We start from the raw sequence: 19,564 nt of genomic DNA, 5'->3' as shown, positions 1-19,564 counted from the left end.
CGCTGCGGCGCACACACCTATTGCAGCGTCGATGCCTTGCCGGTGGAGAACGGCGATTGTGCGGCCGGCGGCGGTGTCGGCACGGCTTCGTCCTGATGCTGCGGCTCGTTGGCGATCGCCTTGACGACGCGGAAGCAGACGATCATCGACGCGACGCCGAACACCACCGCCCCGAGGCCCCAGCCGGCGATGACGCCGATGGCGCCCCAGTAATGCGCGCCGGCCCAGACGAAGGGAATGACGCCGAGGGTTGAGCGGCCCCAGTTGAAGACGGTCGAATAGGTCGGATAGCCCAGATTGTTGAAGGCGGCGCTGGAGACGAAGATCGCGCCGTTGAACAGGAAGCTGCCGGCGGCGAAGTGGCAGAAGAACACGATCAGGTCGCGCGCAATGCCATCGGCGCCGAACGCGCTGGCGATAGGATTGGCGAAGATTGCCAGCAGCGCCCATACAGCCAGAACGTAGACGATGGTGAACAGCAGGCTGTCGCGCATCGTCGTCGTCAGCCGGTCGAATTTGCGGGCGCCGTAATTCTGGCCAAGGATCGGTCCGACCGCTCCCGAGAGCGCGAAGATGACGCCGAATGCGACCGGCACGAGGCGGCCGATGATCGCCCAGCCGGCGACGGCCTGGTCGCCGAAGGCGGCCATTTCGATCGTGACATAGGCATTGCCGACGGGTGTGGCGACCTGGGTCAGCATCGCCGGAACACCGATCGCGAAGAACGGCCGCACCGCGTCGCGCAAGCCGCTCAGGTTTGGAAGCCGGATCAGTCTGTGCACGACATGGGCGCCGTGCAAACCGATGGCGAGCATCACGAAGCGCGTCAGCACCGTCGAGATCGCCGCGCCGTCGAGGCCGAGATCGAAGCCGAAGATGAGGATCGGGTCGAGGATCGCCGCAGCAATACCGCTGCCCAGCGTCACATACATTGCCCGCCGCGCGTCGCCGACGCCGCGCAGGATGCCCGTCGTGCACATGCCGAGCGCCATGATCGGAAACGACGGCAGCACGATCTGCAGGAAACGTGTCGACAGCTCGAGCGTTTCGCCAGTCGCTCCGAGAAGCGCAACCAGGGGTCGCAGGAACGGCATTGCAGCCAGTGTCATCACCAGCGTGGCGAGCCCCATGAAGACCATTGAGGCGCCACCCATGCGCGCGGCCTCTTCGCGCTGGCCGCGCCCGAGGCAGCGGGCCACCAGTGCGCCGCAGGCGATGGTGAAGCCGATCGAGATCGAAAGCGTGAAGAACAGCAGCGTCGAGGCAAAGCCGATTGCTGCAGCCAGTTCCTCGATGCCGAGCAACGAAATGTAGAACAGGTTGAGCGCGTCGACGATGAAGATCGCAATCAACCCGATCGACCCGGTGCCGGTCATGACCACGACATGGCGCATGGTCGAGCCGGTGGTGAATTTTGCCGGTGCCTGGGCCTGTGCGGACATGCGAATTCCCGAAGATTTGTGCGGCGATGTGCCTGGCTAGGGTCGTTTGACCATGCACCCGCCCATTGCACAAGCGGGTCGGGGACAATAGATGGAGGGGACGGGCCGTGACCCATGCGGCAAGCAATCGGAACATGCCAATGAACGATACCAACGACGCCGCGAAACTGGCCGACCGGGTGGCGAGCCTCGTCGAGGCGGCAAAACGGGCTGGCGCCGATGCCGCCGATGCGGTTGCCGTGCGCGGGCGTTCGACCAGCGTTTCGGTGCGACTGGGCAAGGTCGAGGGCACCGAGGCGTCCGAGAGCGAGGACATGTCGCTTCGCGTGTTCGTTGGCCAGCGGGTTGCCAGCGTATCGGCCACCGCCGCGTCCGACCCCAAGACCCTCGCAGAACGCGCTGTCGCAATGGCTAAGGTGTCGCCGGAAGATCCGTATCAGGGTCTCGCCGATGCGGCGCTTTTGGCCCAATCGCCGCGCGATCTCGATCTCTTCGACGACACCGAGGTGTCGGCCGAGCGGCTGAGGGAAGACGCGCTTGCCGCCGAAGAGGCCGCACTTGCCGTCAAGGGCGTGACCAACTCGGCTGGCGCCGGTGCTGCCGCGGGGCTTGGCGGCCTGGTGCTCGCCACGTCGCATGGCTTCGTCGGCCACTATGTCGGTTCGCGTTTCTCGCGCTCGGCCAGCGTCATCGCCGGCGAGGGCACGTCGATGGAGCGCGATTACGACTATTCCTCGCGGCTGCATTTCGTCGATCTCGATCCCGCGGCCGACATCGGCCGCAATGCCGGCGAACGCGCGGTCAAGAGGCTCAATGCGCGCAAGGCGGCGACAGGGCCGGTCGATGTCGTCTTCGATCCTCGCGTCGCGCGCGGCATTGCCGGGCACCTTGCCGGCGCCATCAACGGCGCTTCGGTGGCCCGCAAGACCAGCTTCCTGCGTGACATGATGGGCAAGCAGGTGGCATCCGCCGCCATCACCGCGATCGACGAGCCGCTCAAGCGGCGCGGCCAGGCATCGCGTCCCTTCGACGGCGAGGGCATCGAAGGTGCCACGCTCAAGATGGTCGACAAGGGCGTGCTCAACCATTGGTTCCTGTCGACTTCGGCGGCGCGAGAACTGGGACTGGTCACCAACGGTCGCGGTGCGCGTGGCGGCTCGTCCGTGTCGCCATCCTCGACCAATTTTGCCATCGAGCCCGGCGAGAAATCGCCCGAAGAGCTGATCCGCTCGCTGAAGCGCGGGTTCTACGTCACCGAAGTGTTCGGCCAGGGCGTCGACATGGTCACCGGCGAATACAGCCGCGGCGCCTCGGGCTTCTGGATCGAGAATGGCGAGCTTGCCTGGGCAGTGTCGGAAGTGACGATCGCTTCGAACCTTAAAGACATGTTCATGCGCATGGTGCCGGCGAGCGACCTCGACCGCAATTTCGGCACCGCCGCGCCGACCCTGCTGATCGAAGGCATGACCCTTGCCGGAGACTGAGATCATAGACCAGGCGGAGCTTCGAGCCGAACTCGAGCTGCTGCGTACGGCAGCCACCGAGGCCGGGCGTATTGCCATGAGCTATTTCCGCCAAAGCCCGGAAGTCTGGTTCAAGGGTGGCAATTCGCCGGTCAGCGAGGCCGACTACGCCGCCGATCGCTACTTACGCGAAACGCTGATGGCGGCGCGGCCGGACTATGGCTGGCTGTCGGAAGAAACCGCAGACAATCTCGACCGGCTTGGCGCGCGCCGCACCTTTGTGGTCGACCCGATTGACGGCACACGCGGCTTCGTCGAAGGCCGCACGGCCTGGTGCGTCAGCGTTGCCGTCGTCGAAAACGGCCGCTCGCTGGCCGGCGTGCTCGAATGCCCGGCGCGCGAAGAGACCTATTGGGCGGTCGCGGGCGGGGGCGCTTTCCTCAACGATGCCTCGATCAGGGTGCGTGATGCGGGCGAGCGCGTGCGCATTGCCGGCCCTAAGTCGATGATCGACCGGATGCCGGAGGAATGGCAGGGCAGGCTGGATCGCGAGGCGTATATTCCTTCGCTCGCCTATCGTCTGGCGATGATCGCCAGCGGCGCGCTCGATGCAACTTTCGTCAAGCCGAACGCACACGACTGGGACATTGCCGCAGCGGAATTGATATTGGCCGAGGCCGGCGGAAAGCTGCTCGACAGCCACGGCGGCCTGCCGGCCTTTGCTGGCAGGGAGATCGTCCATGGCGCGCTGATGGCTGGCAGCGGGGCGATGCTCGACGTCATGGCAGGGGTGCTTGCCGGTCAAGAAGGCTGACGAACTGCAAACTGTTCCAAAACGGCCCGGTTTGGTCTAGATCAGGCGGGCCCTGAGATGATGAATCAAGGAAGAAGATGTCCGAAGAAGACGGAAAAAAGCAGCTCTTGCATCTGGTGTTCGGCGGCGAGCTGACGAAACTCGGCGGAACCGAGTTCCGCGATCTCGACGCGCTCGACATCGTTGGCGTCTATCCCGACTACAAGTCGGCCGAGCTTGCCTGGAAGGCGAAGGCGCAAGGGAGCGTCGACAACGCCCATATGCGCTACTTCGTTGTCCACCTGCATCGGCTGCTGGAGCCGGATACGAAGGCGACCGGTCAGAACTGATGGAGCAACCTGGCATGGCGCCGCCGGCCGCGAGGCCTGCGGCGAAGAAAAAGCGTGCCAGAAAGGCACCTAAGACGTTCTGGCGGCGCATTCGCGAACCGCTCGCTCAGTCGCGTTTCGCCAAGGCCGCGATCACCAACCTGTTTGCCTATGGCCTGAGTTTCATTCGCCGGACCAACCCTCTGGTCGAGGGCTCCGTTGATCTCGCCTCCTATGCCTACGCCGATAGCGAGCCGCTTGTATTCGGAATGTGGCACGGCCAGCACCTGCTGGCGCCGGCCATCTATCCAAACAAGCGCGGTCTGGTGGCGATGGTCTCGCGCAGCGCTGATGCCGAGCTCAACGCTCAGGTGGTCGAGAAATTCGGCATCGAGGCCGTGCGCGGCTCTGGCGGGCGGGAAAGCAAGAGCAGGCTCAAAAAGGGCGGCGCGACCGCGCTGATTGCCCTGAAAAAGGCGCTTGATGCCGGCAAGAACGTTGCCATGATTGCAGACATCCCGCATGGCACTCCGCGTGAATCGGGCATGGGCATCGTCCTTTTGGCCCGCCTGTCGGGTCGGCCGATCGCGCCGATCGCGATTGCCACGAGCCGGCGCAAGGTGCTGGAGAAGACCTGGGACAAGACCACGATCAGCCTGCCTTTCGGCGGATGCGCGGTGATCGTCGAGCCGTTGATCCAAGTGCCTGCCGATGCCGACGATGCCGAGATGGAACGGATCCGCGTCGAGGTGACCGCCGCGCTCAATCGGGCGACAGAAAAGGCCTATGGTCTTGTGGACGGTCCCCGATGAGCGAACGCTGGGCCCGCGCATTTCTGGGAGCCTATCGCTATGCGGGCGCCGCAGCCTATCCGATGGTCGGCGGTTACGTTGCCTGGCGTGCCTCCAAGGGCAAGGAGGACCGCAATCGCCGGCGCGAGCGCTATGGCGTGCCGAGCCGCGAAAGGCCCGAGGGTCCGCTGATCTGGTTCCACGCGGCGAGCGTCGGCGAGACGATCGCGGTGGTGCCGCTGATCGAGGCCATACTGGGCTACGGCATCCATGTCGTGCTGACGACCGGCACGGTTACCTCCGCGCAGGTCGTGGAAGAGCGCCTGGGCGATCGCGTCATCCATCAATACGTACCGCTCGACCTCAAGCCGGCGGTCAGCCGTTTCCTCGATCATTGGCATCCGGACCTCGCGATCATCGCCGAATCTGAAATCTGGCCGATGACCATCCTCGAACTCGGCGCACGGCGCGTGCCGCAGATCCTGGTCAACGGACGGCTTTCCGACCGGTCGTTCGCTTCGTGGAAGAGGCGCGCCAACATCGCCGAGGCGCTGTTCGAAAACATGGCCCATGTGGTCGCCCAGTCGGAGGTCGACGGCGAGCGTTTTCGCGCTCTCGGCGCGCGTCCCGTTACCGTTTCCGGCAATCTCAAGGTCGATACGTCGCCGCCGCCGGCGGATGAGCGCGCGCTGCATTCGGTCCAGCGCCAGATCGGCCGCCGGCCGACCTGGGCCGCCATCTCCACCCATGACGGCGAGGAGGTCATGGCGGCGGAAGTGCACGCCATGCTGCGCAACCGCCACCGCAATCTGCTGACCATCATCGTGCCGCGTCACCCCGATCGTGCCGTCGCCTTGATGGCGGAACTGACGGGCATGGGCCTCAAGGTCGCTCGTCGCAGCAGCGGCGACCACATCCTGCCCGACACCGACATCCTTCTCGGCGATACGATCGGCGAGATGGGGCTGTATCTGCGCCTGACCGAGATCGCCTTTGTCGGCCGTTCCATGACCTCGCAGGGCGGCCAGAACCCGCTCGAGCCGGCAATGCTCGACACTGCGGTGCTTGCCGGGCGCAATGTGCAGAACTTCCGCGACACCTATCAGCGGCTGATCGACCGCGGCGGCGCCAAGATCGTGCGCGACCGCGACATGCTCGCAGGCGCGGTCAACTTCCTCCTCGGCAACGAGATCGCGCGGCACGACATGATGGCGGCTGGCGCCTTGACGGTCGAGGAAATGCGCGGCGCGCTTGCCCGCACGCTGAAGTCGCTGGAGCCATTCATCCATCCGCTGATCGTTCAGTCGCGCCTCAAGGGCGCGGGCGGGAGGTAGAGCTGGCCAGCGAAGCGCCTCCTTTCTGGTGGGAAAAACCGGATTGGCGCGCCTACGCGCTTTACCCGGTGTCGTCGCTCTATGCCTTCGTTGCCGGCCGGCGCATGAAATCGGCCCGCCGGGAGAAGATGGACGCTCCCGTGCTTTGCGTCGGCAACTTCACCGTCGGCGGTACCGGCAAAACCCCGATTGCGATCGCGCTCGCCAGGCAGGCCAAGCGCATGCAACTGGTGCCCGGCTTCCTGTCGCGTGGCCATGGCGGCAGCTTCGCCGAGCCGCATGTCGTCGACACCCACCATGACAGCGCCAAGCATGTCGGCGACGAGCCGTTGCTGCTCGCCGAGCACGCGCTGGTTGCCGTCTCCGCCAACCGGGCGGCCGGCGCACGCCTGCTCATCGAGCGGGGCTGCAATTTCCTGATCATGGACGACGGCTTTCAGAGCGCGCGCATCCATATCGACTATGCGCTGATCGTGGTCGATGCGCGTTTCGGGCTGGGCAACGGCCACGTCATTCCAGGCGGTCCGATGCGCGCCCGGCTGATCGACCAGCTCCGGTTTGCCGATGCCATCCTCAAGATGGGCGAGGGTGAAAGGGCCGATCCCATCGTGCGCCAGGCAGCGAGGGCCGGAAAACCGGTCTTTTCGGCGACGGCTCGGCCGCGCGGCAAGAAGGCCTTCGCAGGGCGGCGCTTCCTTGCCTTTGCCGGCATCGGCCATCCTGAGAAATTCTTCGACACGGTTGGCAAGGCCGGCGGCACCGTGGTTCTGGCGCATGCCTTCGCCGACCATCATTTCTATCTTCCGGACGAACTGGACGATCTGGTGGCAGCGGCCGACGCCGGCGAACTGGAACTGCTCACGACGTCCAAGGACGCGGCACGCCTGCGCCACGGCGCGGCATCGCCGGAATTCCTCGAGCGCCTCAACGTGCTGGAGATCGATGCGGTGTTCGACATCGAACTTTCGGCCGAGCGCATCGTCGACGAAACGCTCGATGCCTGGCGCCGGCGGAAGATTGCTGGCTGAGGGCCGTTAGCGGCGCTTGCGCAGATCCGGGTTCATATCGATCTCGCGTGCCAGCGAGACCGCCGCGTCGCGATAGGGCTCCTGGCGGGCGACGCTCCAGTATTTGAGCTCGTCGAGCGGGATCGAGTCGGACGTCACCGCACAGCGCACGAAGGAACCGGGGCTCGTCACCTGGAAATCGCCGTCGAGATAGCGGATGCGGGCTTCGCGTGCGCCGGGGCCTTCGAAACGGTTCATCATCGCTTTGTGCTCAACTTCCTTGCTCGGCTTTTAAGGCTACCAAATGCCCGAGGTCAAGCTGCCGCCTTTGGGCGGTGGGCGGCGAAATGCGTCAGCGCCGGCCGAACAGCTTTTCGATGTCCGCGAGCTTGAGTTCGATATAGGTCGGCCGGCCGTGGTTGCAGGTGCCGGAACCCGGCGTCGCTTCCATCTGGCGCAGCAGCGCGTTCATCTCCTCAGGCCGCAACCGCCGTCCGGATCGCACGGAGCCATGGCAGGCCATAGTCGCGGCAATGGCGTCGAGCCGCTCCTTGAGCGTATCCGACGTGTCGCTGTCGGCGATCTCGTCGGCGAGGTCGCGCACCAGTTGGGTGACGTCGGTCTCGCCAAGCATGGCCGGCGTCTCGCGCACGGCGACTGCGCCCGGACCGAAGCGCTCGATGCCGAGGCCGAAGCGGGCCAGCGTTTCCGCATGCAGCGCCAGCCGCTCGGCGTCTTCTTCCGGCAGGTCGACGATCTCCGGCATCAAAAGCATCTGTGCCGGCACCGGGCGCGAATGCAGGGCGTTCTTAAGCGCCTCATAGACCAGCCGCTCGTGAGCCGCGTGCTGGTCGACGATGACAAGGGAATCCCGCGTTTGCGCGACGATGTAGTTTTCGTGCACCTGTGCCCGGGCGGCGCCTAGTTCGGTCTGCAGCAGCACCTCCGCCACTTCAGTCAGCCCGGCGCGGGCATCGGCGCTGTGCAGCGGACCCGTGTCGAAGCTCGCCTGTGCCGCCTCGGCGAAGCCGGCATCGAGTGGCCGGAACGGCGAGCGTTGCGGCTCGTATCCTGCCGAGGTTGCCGCTCTGAAGTCGGGATTGTAGGCGCGATGGCCGTTGGCCGGGCCGGGGTGGCCGTAGCTGGTGGTTCCCGGCCGGAAAGCCCCCATCATCGCCTGCGTGCCTGTTGTTGCCGGGCGGATGCCCGCGCCGGCCAGCGCCTGGCGGATCGCGCCGACGATCAGGCCGCGCACTAGCCCCGGATCGCGGAAGCGCACGTCGGCCTTGGCCGGATGTACGTTGACGTCGACAAAGGCCGGGTCGAGCGACAGGAACAGCACCGTCACCGCATGGCGGTCGCGCGGCAGGACGTCGGCATAGGCGCCGCGTATCGCCGAGGCGATCAGCTTGTCGCGCACCGGCCGGCCGTTGACATAGGCATATTGCTGCAGCGCGTTGCCGCGGGTGTAGGACGGGATCGAGACATGGCCTTCCAGTCGAACGCTCTCCCGCGCGGCATCGATGACGATCGAATTGTCGGGGAAGTCGGTGCCCATCACCTGGGCGATGCGGGCGAGCCTGCCTTCGACGTCGTCCGATGTCGCGGACAGCTCCAGCGTCGAGCGGTCCGTGCCGGACAGGCTGAAGCGCACGGCCGGGAAGGCGATGGCGATGCGCTTGATGACGTCGGCGATGGCCGTCGCCTCGGCGCGCTCGGTCTTCATGAATTTGAGCCGGGCCGGAGTGGCGAAGAACAGGTCGCGCACCTCGACCGATGTACCGCGGTTGGTCGGTGCCGGCCGCACGGATGAGACGCGCCCGCCCTCGACCGCAATCTCGGCGCCGCTGTCGGCCTGGCGCGTGCGCGAGCGGATGGCGAGTTTCGATACCGAGCCGATCGAAGGCAGCGCTTCGCCTCGGAAGCCGAGAGAGCGGATGTCGAGGATGTCGTCGCCGAGCTTTGAAGTGCAGTGGCGCGAAATCGCCAGTGCCAGTTCCTCCTCCGGCATGCCCGAGCCGTCGTCGACGACGCGGATCAGGTTGAGCCCGCCGCCTGCCGTGGCGACCTCGATGCGCGAGGCACCCGCGTCGAGCGCGTTCTCGACCAGTTCCTTGACCACGCTGGCAGGTCGCTCGACGACCTCGCCGGCGGCGATCTGGTTGATCATCGTTTCAGAAAGCTGGCGAATGGGCATCTTGGTATCATAGCTGGATTCGGTTCGGCACGGACAGGCCGAGTTGCATAGTTGGCGGAAACACCTGTCAATAAAAGAAGCCAGCCTTAAGCCTGAGCGGCCAACCAGTCGCGCACCTTCTCCGCGCTCTCGCTGAGCGGACGGTTCTTCGGCCAAGCAACGTGAAAACCCTTGCCGGTCGTCATCACGTGGTCGGAAAGCCGGACCAGCAGCCCCGCCGCGATCAGCCGGTCGGTGAGATGGCGCCAGCCGAGCGCGATGCCCTGGCCTTCCATGACAGCCTGGATGACGAGCACATAGTCGTTGATGACCAGCCCGCGCTTGGCAACGGCGCCATTCAGGCCGGCCGACTGGAACCACTCGTTCCAGGTCGCGGCCGGGCGATAGGGTTCTTCGAGATGGATCAGGTGATGCAGGGTCATCTCCGCCGGTGTCGTTGGCGTGCCGGCGCGCGCCAGATAGGACGGGCCGGCGACCGGATAGACCTCCTCGTCGGCGATCTGCAGCAGCTCATAGTCCGGCCAGTCGGTGGCGTCGCCGCCGCGGATGCCCAAGGGAATGCCCTCGGCGACGAGATCAAGGTCGCGGTCGGCGGTCTGGATGCGCAGGTCGATGCCCGGAAGGTCGTCGCGGAACTTCTGCAGCCGCGGCATCATCCAGAACGAGGCGAAGGCGGTCGAGGCCGACAGCGTGACATGCATACCGCCGGACCGTGCCCTGAGCTCCTCCGCCGACTTGCGGATATGCGACAGGCCGAGCGTGACGTCGGCATGGAAACGCTCGCCGGCCTCCGTCAGCAGCACCTGCCTGTGGCGGCGCTGGAACAGCTTGGCGCCGAACTGGTCCTCCAGTCCGCGGATCGCATAGGAGACCGCCGCTTGGGTCATGCCGAGCTCGCGGCCGGCGGCGGTGAAGCTCGCCAGCCGTCCTGCCGCTTCGAAGACGATGAGGCTGCCGGCGGATGGCAGCAGATGGCGCAGGCTTTGCATAAATACAGCTTATGCAAACAATCAGGATTTTCAAGCGTTACAGCCGCGCTGCCAAAGGCTAGCTTCATGCTGGAATGTTCAGGAGCCCTGCATGAACGTCGTTGCCCCCGAAACCCAGGCAGAGCCTGCCAAACGCCGTGAGCGCGGCGGCCGCAACGCCCGTCGCGAACAGCGCTCGCACGGGCCCGAAGCGCATGGCCGACCCTACATCCTCCGCAACATCCCGACCTACGACATCCTGTCCGAGGAGAACCTGATCCGCATCGAGGAGACGGCCGACCGCATCCTCGCCGAGATCGGCATCGAGTTCCGCGACGATCCGGCAGCGCTCGATCACTGGAAACGGGCAGGGGCCAAGGTCGAGGGCGTGTTGGTCAAGTTCGAGCCCGGCCTGTTGCGCGAAGTGCTCAAGACGGCGCCCGCGACCTTCACCCAGCATGCCCGCAATCCCGAGCGTTCGGTCGAGATTGGTGGCAAGAGCGTGGTGTTTTCGCCGGCCTACGGCTCGCCCTTTGTCATGGATCTCGACAACGGCCGCCGCTACGGCACTATCGAGGACTTCCGCAACTTCGTGAAACTGGCGCAGTCTTCGCCCTGGCTCCATCATTCCGGCGGCACGATCTGCGAGCCGGTCGACGTGCCGGTCAACAAGCGCCATCTCGACATGGTCTACAGCCATATCCGCTATTCCGACCGCGGCTTCATGGGCTCGGTGACCTCGGAGAGCCGGGCTGAAGACTCCATCGACATGGCGCGCATCGTCTTCGGCGAGGAATTCACCGACCGGAACTGCGTCATTCTCGGCAACGTCAACGTCAATTCGCCGCTGGTCTGGGACGCGACCATGACCACCGCCCTGCGCGCCTATGCCCGCGCCAACCAGGCGGCGGTTGTGGTGCCCTTCATCCTCGGCGGTGCCATGGGCCCGGTCACCAATGCCGGCGCGATCGCCCAGTCGCTGGCCGAGACCATGGCCGGCTGTGCGCTGACCCAGCTCGAGCGGCCCGGCGCGCCTGTCATCTTCGGCAACTTCCTGTCGTCGATGTCGCTCCGCTCGGGCTCGCCGACTTTCGGCACGCCCGAGCCGGCCATCGGCTCGATGGTCATCGGGCAGCTTGCGCGGAGACTTGATCTCCCCCTCAGATGCTCCGGCAACTTCACCACATCGAAGCTGCCCGACGCCCACGCCATGAACGAAGGCACCATGTCGATGCTGGCCGCCGTGCATTGCGGTGCCAACTTCATCCTGCATTCCGCCGGCTTCCTCGACGGGCTATTGTCGATGTCCTACGAGAAGTTCGTCATGGACGCCGATTTCTGCGGCGCGCTGCACACCTATCTCGACGGCGTCAGGATCGACAACAACCAGTTGGCGCTCGACGCCTTCCGCGAGGTCGGCCCCGGCAGCCACTTCTTTGGCTGCGCCCACACCATGGCCAATTACGAGACGGCCTTCTGGGATTCGGCCATCGCCGACAACGAGCCTTATGAGAAGTGGCAGGCGGCAGGCTCGGTCGACGCTGCCACCCGCGCCAACAAGCGCTGGAAGACGATGCTCGCCGAATACGAGGCGCCGCCGCTCGACCCCGGCATCGACGAGGCGCTGCAGGACTTCATGACGCGCAAGAAGACGTCGATGGAAGACGCGTGGTATTGACGGAGGACTCGCGGGAGCGAAATATTGTCTCCACATATGCGAGGATGAGACATGACCAAGCTACTCGAACAGGCATTGGAGGCAGCTCGAAAGCTCTCCAGGGATGACCAGGACGAGATTGCCCGCGCGATCTTTGAGCTCGTAGGTGCTGGTGCTGTGGCGCCTGTTCTGCTGACGGCTGACGAGCGAGTTGCCATCGAAAGATCCCGCGCGGCTGCCCTTCGTGGTGAATTTGCTTCGGAGAAAAATGTCGCGGCGGTCTGGGCGAAGCACGGCGCATGAGATTGCGCTACACCCTTCCGGCACTTGCCGATCTTGAGGGGATACTCGATCACATCGCGGCTGAATCGCCGTCTGCGGCCAAAAAGGTGGCAAAGCGCATCAAGGTGATTACGGAATTGCTGCAGCGTCATCCCGAGGTCGGCCGGTTGACCGACGAAGACGGCATCCGGCGGATCAACACAAGACCTTATCCATATTTGATCTTTTATGAACACGGAGGCGACGAGGTTGTCATTCACGCGGTGCGCCACGGTGCACGCGATCCAGCTGACATGCAGGGATATGGCGGTTCGTGACACTCCGCCGCGTTGCCAGCAACGTGCTCGAAATTCCCGGCTCAGCCGCGGCCGCGATAGGGCGCAACACCCGTTTCGGGCAGCCACGATCCCTCCGGCGGCGTGCCGGTCTGCCAGAACACGTCGATCGGGATGCCGCCGCGCGGATACCAGTAGCCGGCGATGCGCAGCCACAGCGGCTTTGTCGCTTCGACGACGCGGCGGCCGATCATGACCGTGCAATCCTCGTGGAAGGCGCCGTGATTGCGGAACGACACCATGAACAGCTTCAGCGACTTGGATTCGACCAGCATCTTGTCCGGCGCATAATCGATGACGATGTGCGCGAAGTCGGGCTGGCCGGTCACCGGGCAGAGCGAAGTGAATTCCGGGCAGGTGAAGCGCACGATGGCCGGCGGGCCTTCGACGCGGGTGTAGGGCACGGTTTCGAGCACTGCGGTTTCCGGCGAGGTCGGCGTTTCGACCTTGGTGCCGAGCTGGGTGAGGGTATCGGTGATGGTCATTGGGCGGCTCTTGGGCTGGGCTTGGCTCATTGCATCGGCGCGATTGTCCGCGAAAAGTCGCGTTGCCGCGCCGGCATCGGTTTTCGAGTGGCGTGTATTAGCGCCGGATAATGCAGGAAGGCAATGACCAGCAACGACCCGCTTCTCCAGCTATACCGGCTCAAGCACCTGACACTGAAGAACCGCGTCATGTCGACGAGCCACGAACCGGCATACTCCGAGGACGGCATGCCCAAGGAGCGCTACCGGCTCTACCATGCCGAGAAGGCCAAGGGCGGCATGGCGCTGACCATGACGGCGGGCTCGGCCATCGTCTCGCGCGACAGCCCGGCCGCATTCGGCAATCTCCACGCCTATGACGACGCGATCGTGCCTTGGCTGCGCGAACTCGTCGACGACTGTCACGAGCACGACTGCAAGGTGATGATCCAGATCACCCACCTTGGCCGCCGCACCAACTGGAACAAGGCCGACTGGCTGCCGGTGCTCAGCGCTTCCCCGGTGCGCGAAGCCGCCCACCGCACCTTCCCCAAGACCATCGAAGACTGGGACATCGAGCGTATCGTCGCCGACTATGCCTCGGCCGCCCAGCGCATGCAGGCGGCCGGGCTCGATGGCATCGAGTTCGAGGCCTACGGCCATTTGATGGACGGCTTCTGGTCTCAGGCGACCAACCACCGCGACGACGATTATGGCGGCTCGCTCGACAACCGGCTGCGCTTCACCTGGCGGGTGATCGATGCCGTGCGCGCTGCTGTCGGTCCCGATTTCGTCGTCGGCATCCGCATGGTCGCCGACGAGGACTTCGACAAGGGCCTGTCGAAGGAGGAGGGCATCGAGATCGCGCGACGCCTGGCGTCGTCGGGAAAATTCGACTTCCTCAACATCATCCGCGGCCATATCGACACGGACGCAGCACTGACCGGTGTCATCCCGCTGCACGGCATGCCGTCGTCGCCGCATCTCGATTTCGCCGGCGAGGTCAGGGCGGCGACCAAATTCCCGGTCTTCCACGCCGCGCGCATATCGGATGTCGCCACGGCCCGCCACGCCATCGCCGCCGGCAAGCTCGACATGGTTGGCATGACGCGCGCCCACATCGCCGAGCCGCATATCGTCAAGAAGGTGATGGAAGGCCGTGAGCACCAGATCAGGCCGTGCGTCGGCGCAACCTACTGCCTCGACCGCATTTACGAGGGCGGCGGCGCGCTCTGCATCCACAATGCCGCCACCGGCCGCGAGGCGACGATCCCCCATGTCATTTCCCGCACCGACGGCCCGCTGCGCAGTGTCGCCGTGGTCGGTGCCGGTGCTGCCGGCCTCGAGGCTGCGCGCGTGCTGGCCGAGCGCGGGCACAAGGTGATCGTGCTGGAGGCATCGAGCCAGGCCGGCGGCCAGGTGCGGCTTGCGGCGCAGAATCCGCGGAGGCGCGAGCTGATCGGCATCGTCGACTGGCGGCTGGCCGAGCTGGAGCGGCTCGGCGTAGAGATCCGCTACGACATCTGGGCGGGTGTGGACGACGTGCTGGCGCTCGACCCGGATGCCGTGGTGATTGCCACCGGCGGCCTGCCGCAGAGCCCGCCGCTCGATGCGGGCGACGATGTGGTCACGTCGAGCTGGGATATCATCGCCGGCAGCGTCAAGCCGGCCGAGAATGTGCTGCTCTATGACGACAATGGCGGCCACCAGGGCATGACGGCTGCCGAACTGATCGGCAAGGCAGGCAGTAAGCTCGAACTGCTGACGCCGGAGCGCTTCTTTGCCCCTGAGATCGGCGGCATGAACCACGTGCCCTACATGGAGGCGTTTCATCGCTCCGGCGTGAAAATCACCATCAACACGCGGCTGAAGTCGGTCAGGCGCGAAGGGAATCAGTTGGTTGCTACCCTTTCTTCCGACTACGCCAAGGGTTGGCACGAGGAGCGCCGCGTCGACCAGGTGGTGGTCGAGCATGGCACGTTGCCGCTCGACGAGCTCTATCTCGAGCTCAAGCCGCTGTCGAAAAATGGCGGCGCCATCGACTACGAGCGCCTGATCCATGGCGGCGACATCTTCCCGGCCAAGAACCCGGATGGCCGCTTCCTGCTCTTGCGCATCGGTGATGCCGTGCAGGCCCGCAACATCCACGCCGCCATCTATGACGGCATCAGGTTTGGACTCAGGATCTGACCGGCTGGTCCGCCGCCTCGGCCGTCAGCCAGCGGACGAATTCGCGCAATCCCGGCCGATCCTCGCCGCCGGGGCGAAAAGCGAGCCGGTAGGGCACCTCTCCGGCAATGCGGTTGGGTGAGGCCAGTACCAGTCTGCCGGCGGCGAGTTCGCGCTCTGCCAACACTTCCGGCACCAGGGCCACGCCGAGCCCGGCGACCGCCGCCTCGACCACCATGGAGAATTGTTCGAAACGGTGGCCGCGCAAAGTGGTGCGTGGATCGATGCCAGCGGCCTGGAACCATCGCAGCCAGAGCGTCGGTCGGGTCGACTGCTGCAGCAGCGGTAGTGCGGCAAGCTCGGCGTCGTCGAGGGCGGCGCGCCCGTCCAGCAAAGCCGGTGAAGCCACCACCACAAGTTCCTCGTCGAACAATCTGACGATACCTGTTTGTCCCGGCTCTGCCGGACCGCGCTGGATGGCGGCGTCGAAAGTTTCTGTTTCTAGGTCGACGGTCTCCAGCCGCACCGCAAGGTCGATGGCGACATGCGGATGGGCGGCGTGGAAGCCCGCGAGTCTTGGGATCAGCCAGCGGTCGGCCAATGTCGGCAGCACCGCGATGCTCAGCACGTCGGACTGGCCGCCGAAGGCCATGGTACGCACCGCCGCCTCATGCAGGCTGTCGAGGATAGTTTCGGCATCGCGAGCGAAGCGGCGGCCGGCATCGGAAAGCGCCAGCCGCTGGCGGACCCGATGGAACAGCGCCACGCCCAGCCGGTCTTCGAGCTGGCCGATCGAGCGGCTGACCGAACTCTGGGTCAGGCCGAGGTGATCGGCGGCGCGAATTGTCGTGCCGAGGCCGGCGCAGGCGCGGAAGGCCTCAAGCTCTGCAATCGTGGGGACATAGCTGCGGCGCATCGTCGGGCCTGGTCTTGAGTTGATCGAATTTACGCATAAACCTTACGAGATTACTTGTTAGCGAAAAGTGCTGAAGCGGTCTAGAATGACGGAAAATCACCATTCTCCGGAGGAACCATGAGCGCATCCACACCGGCCGGCGGCGGCAGCTTTGTCTGGGCCGACCCTTTCCTGATCGAAGACCAACTGTCCGAAGACGAGCGCATGGTACGCGACGGCGCGGCCGCCTTTGCTGCCGACAAGCTCGCGCCGCGCATCGAGGAAGCCTATCTCGACGAGAAGACCGATCCGGCGATCTTCCGCGAGATGGGCGAAGCCGGGCTGCTCGGCATCACAGTTCCCGAGGAATATGGTGGCCTGGGCGCCGGCTACGTCACCTACGGCCTTGTCGCCCGCGAAGTCGAACGCGTCGATTCGGGCTACCGATCGATGATGTCGGTGCAGTCGTCGCTGGTGATGTACCCGATCTATGCCTATGGCTCCGAGGAGCAGCGCAAGAAGTACCTGCCCAAGCTTGCCTCGGGCGAGTGGATCGGCTGCTTCGGCCTGACCGAGCCGGATGCAGGTTCCGATCCCGGCGGCATGAAGACCCGCGCTGAAAAGACCGCGAATGGCTACAAGATCAGCGGCTCGAAGATGTGGATCTCCAACGCGCCAATCGCCGACGTCTTCGTCGTCTGGGCCAAGTCGGCGGCCCACGACAACCAGATCCGCGGTTTCGTGCTCGAAAAGGGCATGAAGGGCCTGTCGGCGCCGAAGATCGGCGGCAAGCTGTCGCTGCGCGCCTCGATCACCGGCGAGATCGTCATGGAAGGCGTGGAAGTCGGCGAAGATGCGCTGCTGCCGAACGTTTCGGGCCTCAAGGGTCCGTTCGGTTGCCTCAACCGCGCCCGCTACGGCATTTCCTGGGGCGTCATGGGCGCCGCCGAGGATTGCTGGCACCGTGCCCGTCAGTACGGCCTCGACCGCAAGCAGTTCAACAAGCCGCTCGCCGGCATGCAGCTCTACCAGAAGAAGCTGGCCGACATGCAGACCGAGATCGCGCTCGGCCTCCAGGGCTCGTTGCGCGTCGGCCGCCTGATGGACGAGCACAAGTTCGCGCCCGAGATGATCAGCCTCGTCAAGCGCAACAACTGCGGCAAGGCGCTCGACATCGCCCGCCAGGCCCGCGACATGCATGGCGGCAACGGCATCCAGATCGGTTACCACGTCATGCGCCACGCGCAGAACCTCGAGACCGTGAACACCTACGAAGGCACTCATGACGTGCATGCGCTGATTTTGGGCCGCGCCCAGACAGGTCTGCAGGCTTTCTTCTAGGCCTTCGATTGACACGCTGAAGGTCGCAACGGCCGCATGGACACGCCATGCGGCCGTTTTCTTGTTGGCAGGCACAAGTCGCTACGGTGCGTCCATGGTTCGCTTTGTAGTTTAGCTGGTGCGATTACAGTTCGCCTATAGCGCGAATTGTTTCATGACTTTGAAACACACCGCCTGCTTCTCGACGTCAGGCGGATACATGGCGTCGATAATCCCCAAGGGCGTCCGGCAGTTTTTCGCCGGACGGGCAGAGGGGATATTGTCGATGAACGCCCAGACCAAGTTCGAGAATGCCGGCCAGATCCTGTGGTTCGGCGACAACGTCATGACGATCCGCACAGCCGCAAGCGTCGAAAACGACCAGATCAGCATCATCGAATGCCGCATGCCCGCAGGCGGCTCGTCGCCGCTGCAGGTGACCTTGAGCGGCGACGAACTCATCCATATTCTCGAAGGCATGATGCGTTTCCAGGTTGGCGACACGGTTTTCCTCGCCCATGTCGGGCAGACCGTCATGGCGCCGAAGGGGATTCCTCACGATTTTCAGATACTGTCCGCCGATGGCGCGACCTGTCTCATCGTCACCCAGGGTGGGGAGTTTGAGCAGATGGTTCGCCAGATGAGCCGTCCGGCTCCTTCCGTTTCGAGAGAATCTTTCCCGGACAATCGCGTGAACAGTTCCATCGAGGTCGTCGGCGCCCCGCTACCATAGCGCCGATGCTGGGCTGGACGGGTGCGGGGGCGTGTCCGTCCAGCCATCCCCTCAGGTAGAGCAGCTGAAGATTGGCTCGCCAAAGGCGTGAGCACCGACGTCGAGGCCAAGCCCTGGGCCGCCGGGCAGGCGCATCATGCCGTCGGCGATGGCAAAGTCGCCGCGTGCGTTCGATACCGTCACCCAGTTGTGGAAGTCGACGGTGTGTTGTCTGAGATGCTCCGGTGTCGACAATAGCAGGCCGGAATAGGCGGCCGTGTCGATCTGGGCGCCGCCCGTATCCTCGATGGTGACCTTGAGATTTTTGGCAATCGCGATGTCGCGCAAAAGTCTTGCCTTGCTCAGGCCGCCGACACGCGCCAGCTTGATGGTGATGCCGTCGACCAGCCCGTCGGATATGGCGCGGACCAGCACGTCAACACCGTCGATGGTTTCGTCGAGCACAAGAGGCCGGTCGGTGGCGCGGCGGATGGCGAGGTTCTCTTCGTAGCTCGCGCAAGGTTGCTCCAGTGTGTAGTCGAGATTGCGCGTCGCCAACAGGAAGCGGCGTGTCTCTGCCGTACCCCAGCTTGCATTTGCATCGCAAAACAGAACGGTGTCGGCCGGAACGCTTGCCCGTACCGCCTCGAGCCGGGCAATATCCTCGTTGACGTCAAGCCCGACCTTGACCTGTAGGCGGCGGTAGCCCTCGTCGATGTACTTTTGCGCTCGCATGGCCATCGCGTCGGGAGCCTGTTGGGCGATGGAGCGATAAAGCGCCAGCGCCGATCCCTCCGCGCCGCCGCTCATCGCGGCTAGAGACAGCCCCGAGCGTTTGCCGGCAAGGTCCCACAGCGCCATGTCGAGCGCCGACTTCGCATAGGGATGGCCCTTGAGCAGCAGGTCCATGCGTCGGTTCAGGGCCTCGATACCCGATGCGTCGCAGCCCAGCATTTGCGGTGCCAGTTCCCGCATCGCTTCGCGCGCGCCGGCGGCAAATGCCGGGTCGTAGAAGCTGCCCAGCGGCGCCATTTCTCCGTATCCGGTGGTGCCGTCGCGACTGGTGATCTCGACGATGGTCGAATCGAAGCCTTCCGCACTGCGCCCGCCCGAGCAGCGATAGGTGCCGTCGCGAAACGGCTGCCATTGCCGGAAGATGCGAATGCTCGAAATCGTCGCGTCGGTCATGCTGTCCCCAAGGCGCAGGCTTGATGTGCGCCAAGGATAGCGTGGCCGACGCCCCGCTGCGGTCAAGGAAGCGGCGCGTGCGGGGGTCGTATTCCTGACAGGCTTGTCTCGGCGTCTTGGTTCATATCGGGCGCGAAATGTTTCAGGTTGCAGATACAGCTTTCGGTTTTGCTGAATTCGAACGGATACGCTCGCCCCTTAGATCAAGGCCACCGCGG

19 protein-coding genes are annotated in these 19,564 nt (G+C 64.8%); 12 read left to right on the top strand and 7 right to left on the bottom strand.

Annotation, left to right across the window (positions count from 1 at the left end):
* Positions 1–17: 17 nt before the first annotated feature.
* Complete coding sequence (locus GGQ99_RS08805; RefSeq protein ID WP_108608623.1) at positions 18–1,442, bottom strand: MATE family efflux transporter; 1,425 nt, start codon at positions 1,440–1,442, stop codon at positions 18–20.
* A gap of 140 nt (positions 1,443–1,582) precedes the next feature.
* Here GGQ99_RS08805 and GGQ99_RS08800 point away from each other — a divergent pair, with 140 nt between their 5' ends.
* From GGQ99_RS08800 to lpxK, 6 genes are all read left to right on the top strand, one after another.
* Positions 1,583–2,926 carry a TldD/PmbA family protein gene (locus GGQ99_RS08800; protein ID WP_183262086.1) on the top strand — a complete coding sequence of 448 codons (1,344 nt, stop codon included), beginning with the start codon at positions 1,583–1,585 and terminating at the stop codon, positions 2,924–2,926.
* Complete coding sequence (locus GGQ99_RS08795; RefSeq protein ID WP_183262084.1) at positions 2,913–3,719, top strand: 3'(2'),5'-bisphosphate nucleotidase CysQ; 807 nt, start codon at positions 2,913–2,915, stop codon at positions 3,717–3,719. Before GGQ99_RS08800 ends, GGQ99_RS08795 begins: the two co-directional genes overlap by 14 nt.
* Before the next feature lie 77 nt (positions 3,720–3,796).
* The gene (locus GGQ99_RS08790) at positions 3,797–4,048 is read left to right on the top strand and encodes a DUF4170 domain-containing protein (RefSeq protein ID WP_108608620.1); all 252 of its coding nucleotides are present in this window, start codon (positions 3,797–3,799) and stop codon (positions 4,046–4,048) included.
* Positions 4,048–4,839 (top strand): lysophospholipid acyltransferase family protein, encoded by a 792-nt coding sequence (locus GGQ99_RS08785; protein WP_108608619.1) that lies wholly within the window; start codon positions 4,048–4,050, stop codon positions 4,837–4,839. Before GGQ99_RS08790 ends, GGQ99_RS08785 begins: the two co-directional genes overlap by 1 nt.
* A complete protein-coding gene (waaA, locus tag GGQ99_RS08780; RefSeq protein ID WP_183262082.1) occupies positions 4,836–6,152 on the top strand; it encodes a lipid IV(A) 3-deoxy-D-manno-octulosonic acid transferase in 1,317 nt (438 codons plus the stop codon). Before GGQ99_RS08785 ends, waaA begins: the two co-directional genes overlap by 4 nt.
* A gap of 2 nt (positions 6,153–6,154) precedes the next feature.
* Positions 6,155–7,180 (top strand): tetraacyldisaccharide 4'-kinase, encoded by a 1,026-nt coding sequence (gene lpxK, locus GGQ99_RS08775; RefSeq protein ID WP_183262398.1) that lies wholly within the window; start codon positions 6,155–6,157, stop codon positions 7,178–7,180.
* Positions 7,181–7,186: 6 nt separating this feature from the next.
* On the opposite strand, the gene GGQ99_RS08770 is transcribed toward lpxK, so the two are convergent.
* The 3 genes from GGQ99_RS08770 to GGQ99_RS08760 all read right to left on the bottom strand — a co-directional run bounded on the left by GGQ99_RS08770 (position 7,187) and on the right by GGQ99_RS08760 (position 10,345).
* Positions 7,187–7,420, bottom strand: a complete 234-nt coding sequence (locus GGQ99_RS08770; protein ID WP_108608616.1) for a DUF2093 domain-containing protein — start codon at positions 7,418–7,420, stop codon at positions 7,187–7,189.
* A gap of 91 nt (positions 7,421–7,511) precedes the next feature.
* Positions 7,512–9,356 (bottom strand): DNA mismatch repair endonuclease MutL, encoded by a 1,845-nt coding sequence (mutL, locus tag GGQ99_RS08765; protein WP_183262080.1) that lies wholly within the window; start codon positions 9,354–9,356, stop codon positions 7,512–7,514.
* An 86-nt stretch (positions 9,357–9,442) separates the two neighbouring features.
* Positions 9,443–10,345 carry a LysR substrate-binding domain-containing protein gene (locus GGQ99_RS08760; protein WP_183262077.1) on the bottom strand — a complete coding sequence of 301 codons (903 nt, stop codon included), beginning with the start codon at positions 10,343–10,345 and terminating at the stop codon, positions 9,443–9,445.
* 91 nt (positions 10,346–10,436) lie between these two features.
* Between GGQ99_RS08760 and GGQ99_RS08755 the strand changes: the two genes are divergently transcribed.
* The 3 genes from GGQ99_RS08755 to GGQ99_RS08745 are packed head-to-tail and all read left to right on the top strand — an operon-like array spanning position 10,437 to position 12,580.
* Entirely contained in the window at positions 10,437–12,002 is a 1,566-nt protein-coding gene (locus GGQ99_RS08755; protein WP_183262075.1) for a trimethylamine methyltransferase family protein, read from the top strand.
* 51 nt (positions 12,003–12,053) lie between these two features.
* The gene (locus GGQ99_RS08750; protein WP_108608612.1) at positions 12,054–12,284 is read left to right on the top strand and encodes a hypothetical protein; all 231 of its coding nucleotides are present in this window, start codon (positions 12,054–12,056) and stop codon (positions 12,282–12,284) included.
* On the top strand, positions 12,281–12,580 hold the full coding sequence (locus tag GGQ99_RS08745; RefSeq protein WP_108608611.1) for a type II toxin-antitoxin system RelE/ParE family toxin: 300 nt from the start codon (positions 12,281–12,283) through the stop codon (positions 12,578–12,580). The genes GGQ99_RS08750 and GGQ99_RS08745 overlap by 4 nt, the downstream gene beginning before the upstream one ends.
* 41 nt (positions 12,581–12,621) lie before the next feature.
* Here the strand turns inward: GGQ99_RS08745 and queF are convergent, their stop codons facing one another.
* Positions 12,622–13,083, bottom strand: coding sequence for a preQ(1) synthase (queF, locus tag GGQ99_RS08740; RefSeq protein ID WP_108608610.1), 462 nt, complete (start codon positions 13,081–13,083; stop codon positions 12,622–12,624).
* A gap of 123 nt (positions 13,084–13,206) precedes the next feature.
* Between queF and GGQ99_RS08735 the strand changes: the two genes are divergently transcribed.
* Entirely contained in the window at positions 13,207–15,252 is a 2,046-nt protein-coding gene (locus GGQ99_RS08735) for an oxidoreductase (protein WP_183262073.1), read from the top strand.
* On the opposite strand, the gene GGQ99_RS08730 is transcribed toward GGQ99_RS08735, so the two are convergent.
* Positions 15,242–16,147, bottom strand: a complete 906-nt coding sequence (locus tag GGQ99_RS08730; protein WP_183262071.1) for a LysR family transcriptional regulator — start codon at positions 16,145–16,147, stop codon at positions 15,242–15,244. The genes GGQ99_RS08735 and GGQ99_RS08730 overlap by 11 nt on opposite strands.
* Before the next feature lie 117 nt (positions 16,148–16,264).
* On the opposite strand from GGQ99_RS08730, the gene GGQ99_RS08725 reads away from it, so the two are divergent.
* Together GGQ99_RS08725 and GGQ99_RS08720 are read left to right on the top strand one after the other, a co-directional pair.
* Positions 16,265–17,467: an acyl-CoA dehydrogenase gene (locus GGQ99_RS08725; RefSeq protein ID WP_183262069.1), complete on the top strand. Its 1,203-nt coding sequence runs from the start codon at positions 16,265–16,267 to the stop codon at positions 17,465–17,467.
* Between the two features lie 154 nt (positions 17,468–17,621).
* Positions 17,622–18,179: a cupin domain-containing protein gene (locus tag GGQ99_RS08720; protein WP_183262067.1), complete on the top strand. Its 558-nt coding sequence runs from the start codon at positions 17,622–17,624 to the stop codon at positions 18,177–18,179.
* 51 nt (positions 18,180–18,230) lie between these two features.
* Here the strand turns inward: GGQ99_RS08720 and GGQ99_RS08715 are convergent, their stop codons facing one another.
* Positions 18,231–19,346 (bottom strand): mandelate racemase/muconate lactonizing enzyme family protein, encoded by a 1,116-nt coding sequence (locus GGQ99_RS08715; RefSeq protein WP_183262065.1) that lies wholly within the window; start codon positions 19,344–19,346, stop codon positions 18,231–18,233.
* Positions 19,347–19,564 lie beyond the last annotated feature (218 nt).

The organism is Aminobacter niigataensis (assembly GCF_014200015.1).
GTDB lineage: Bacteria > Pseudomonadota > Alphaproteobacteria > Rhizobiales > Rhizobiaceae > Aminobacter > Aminobacter niigataensis.
The sequence above is the reverse complement of the archived record's forward strand: the minus strand, read 5'-3'. Positions and strand labels throughout refer to the sequence as shown.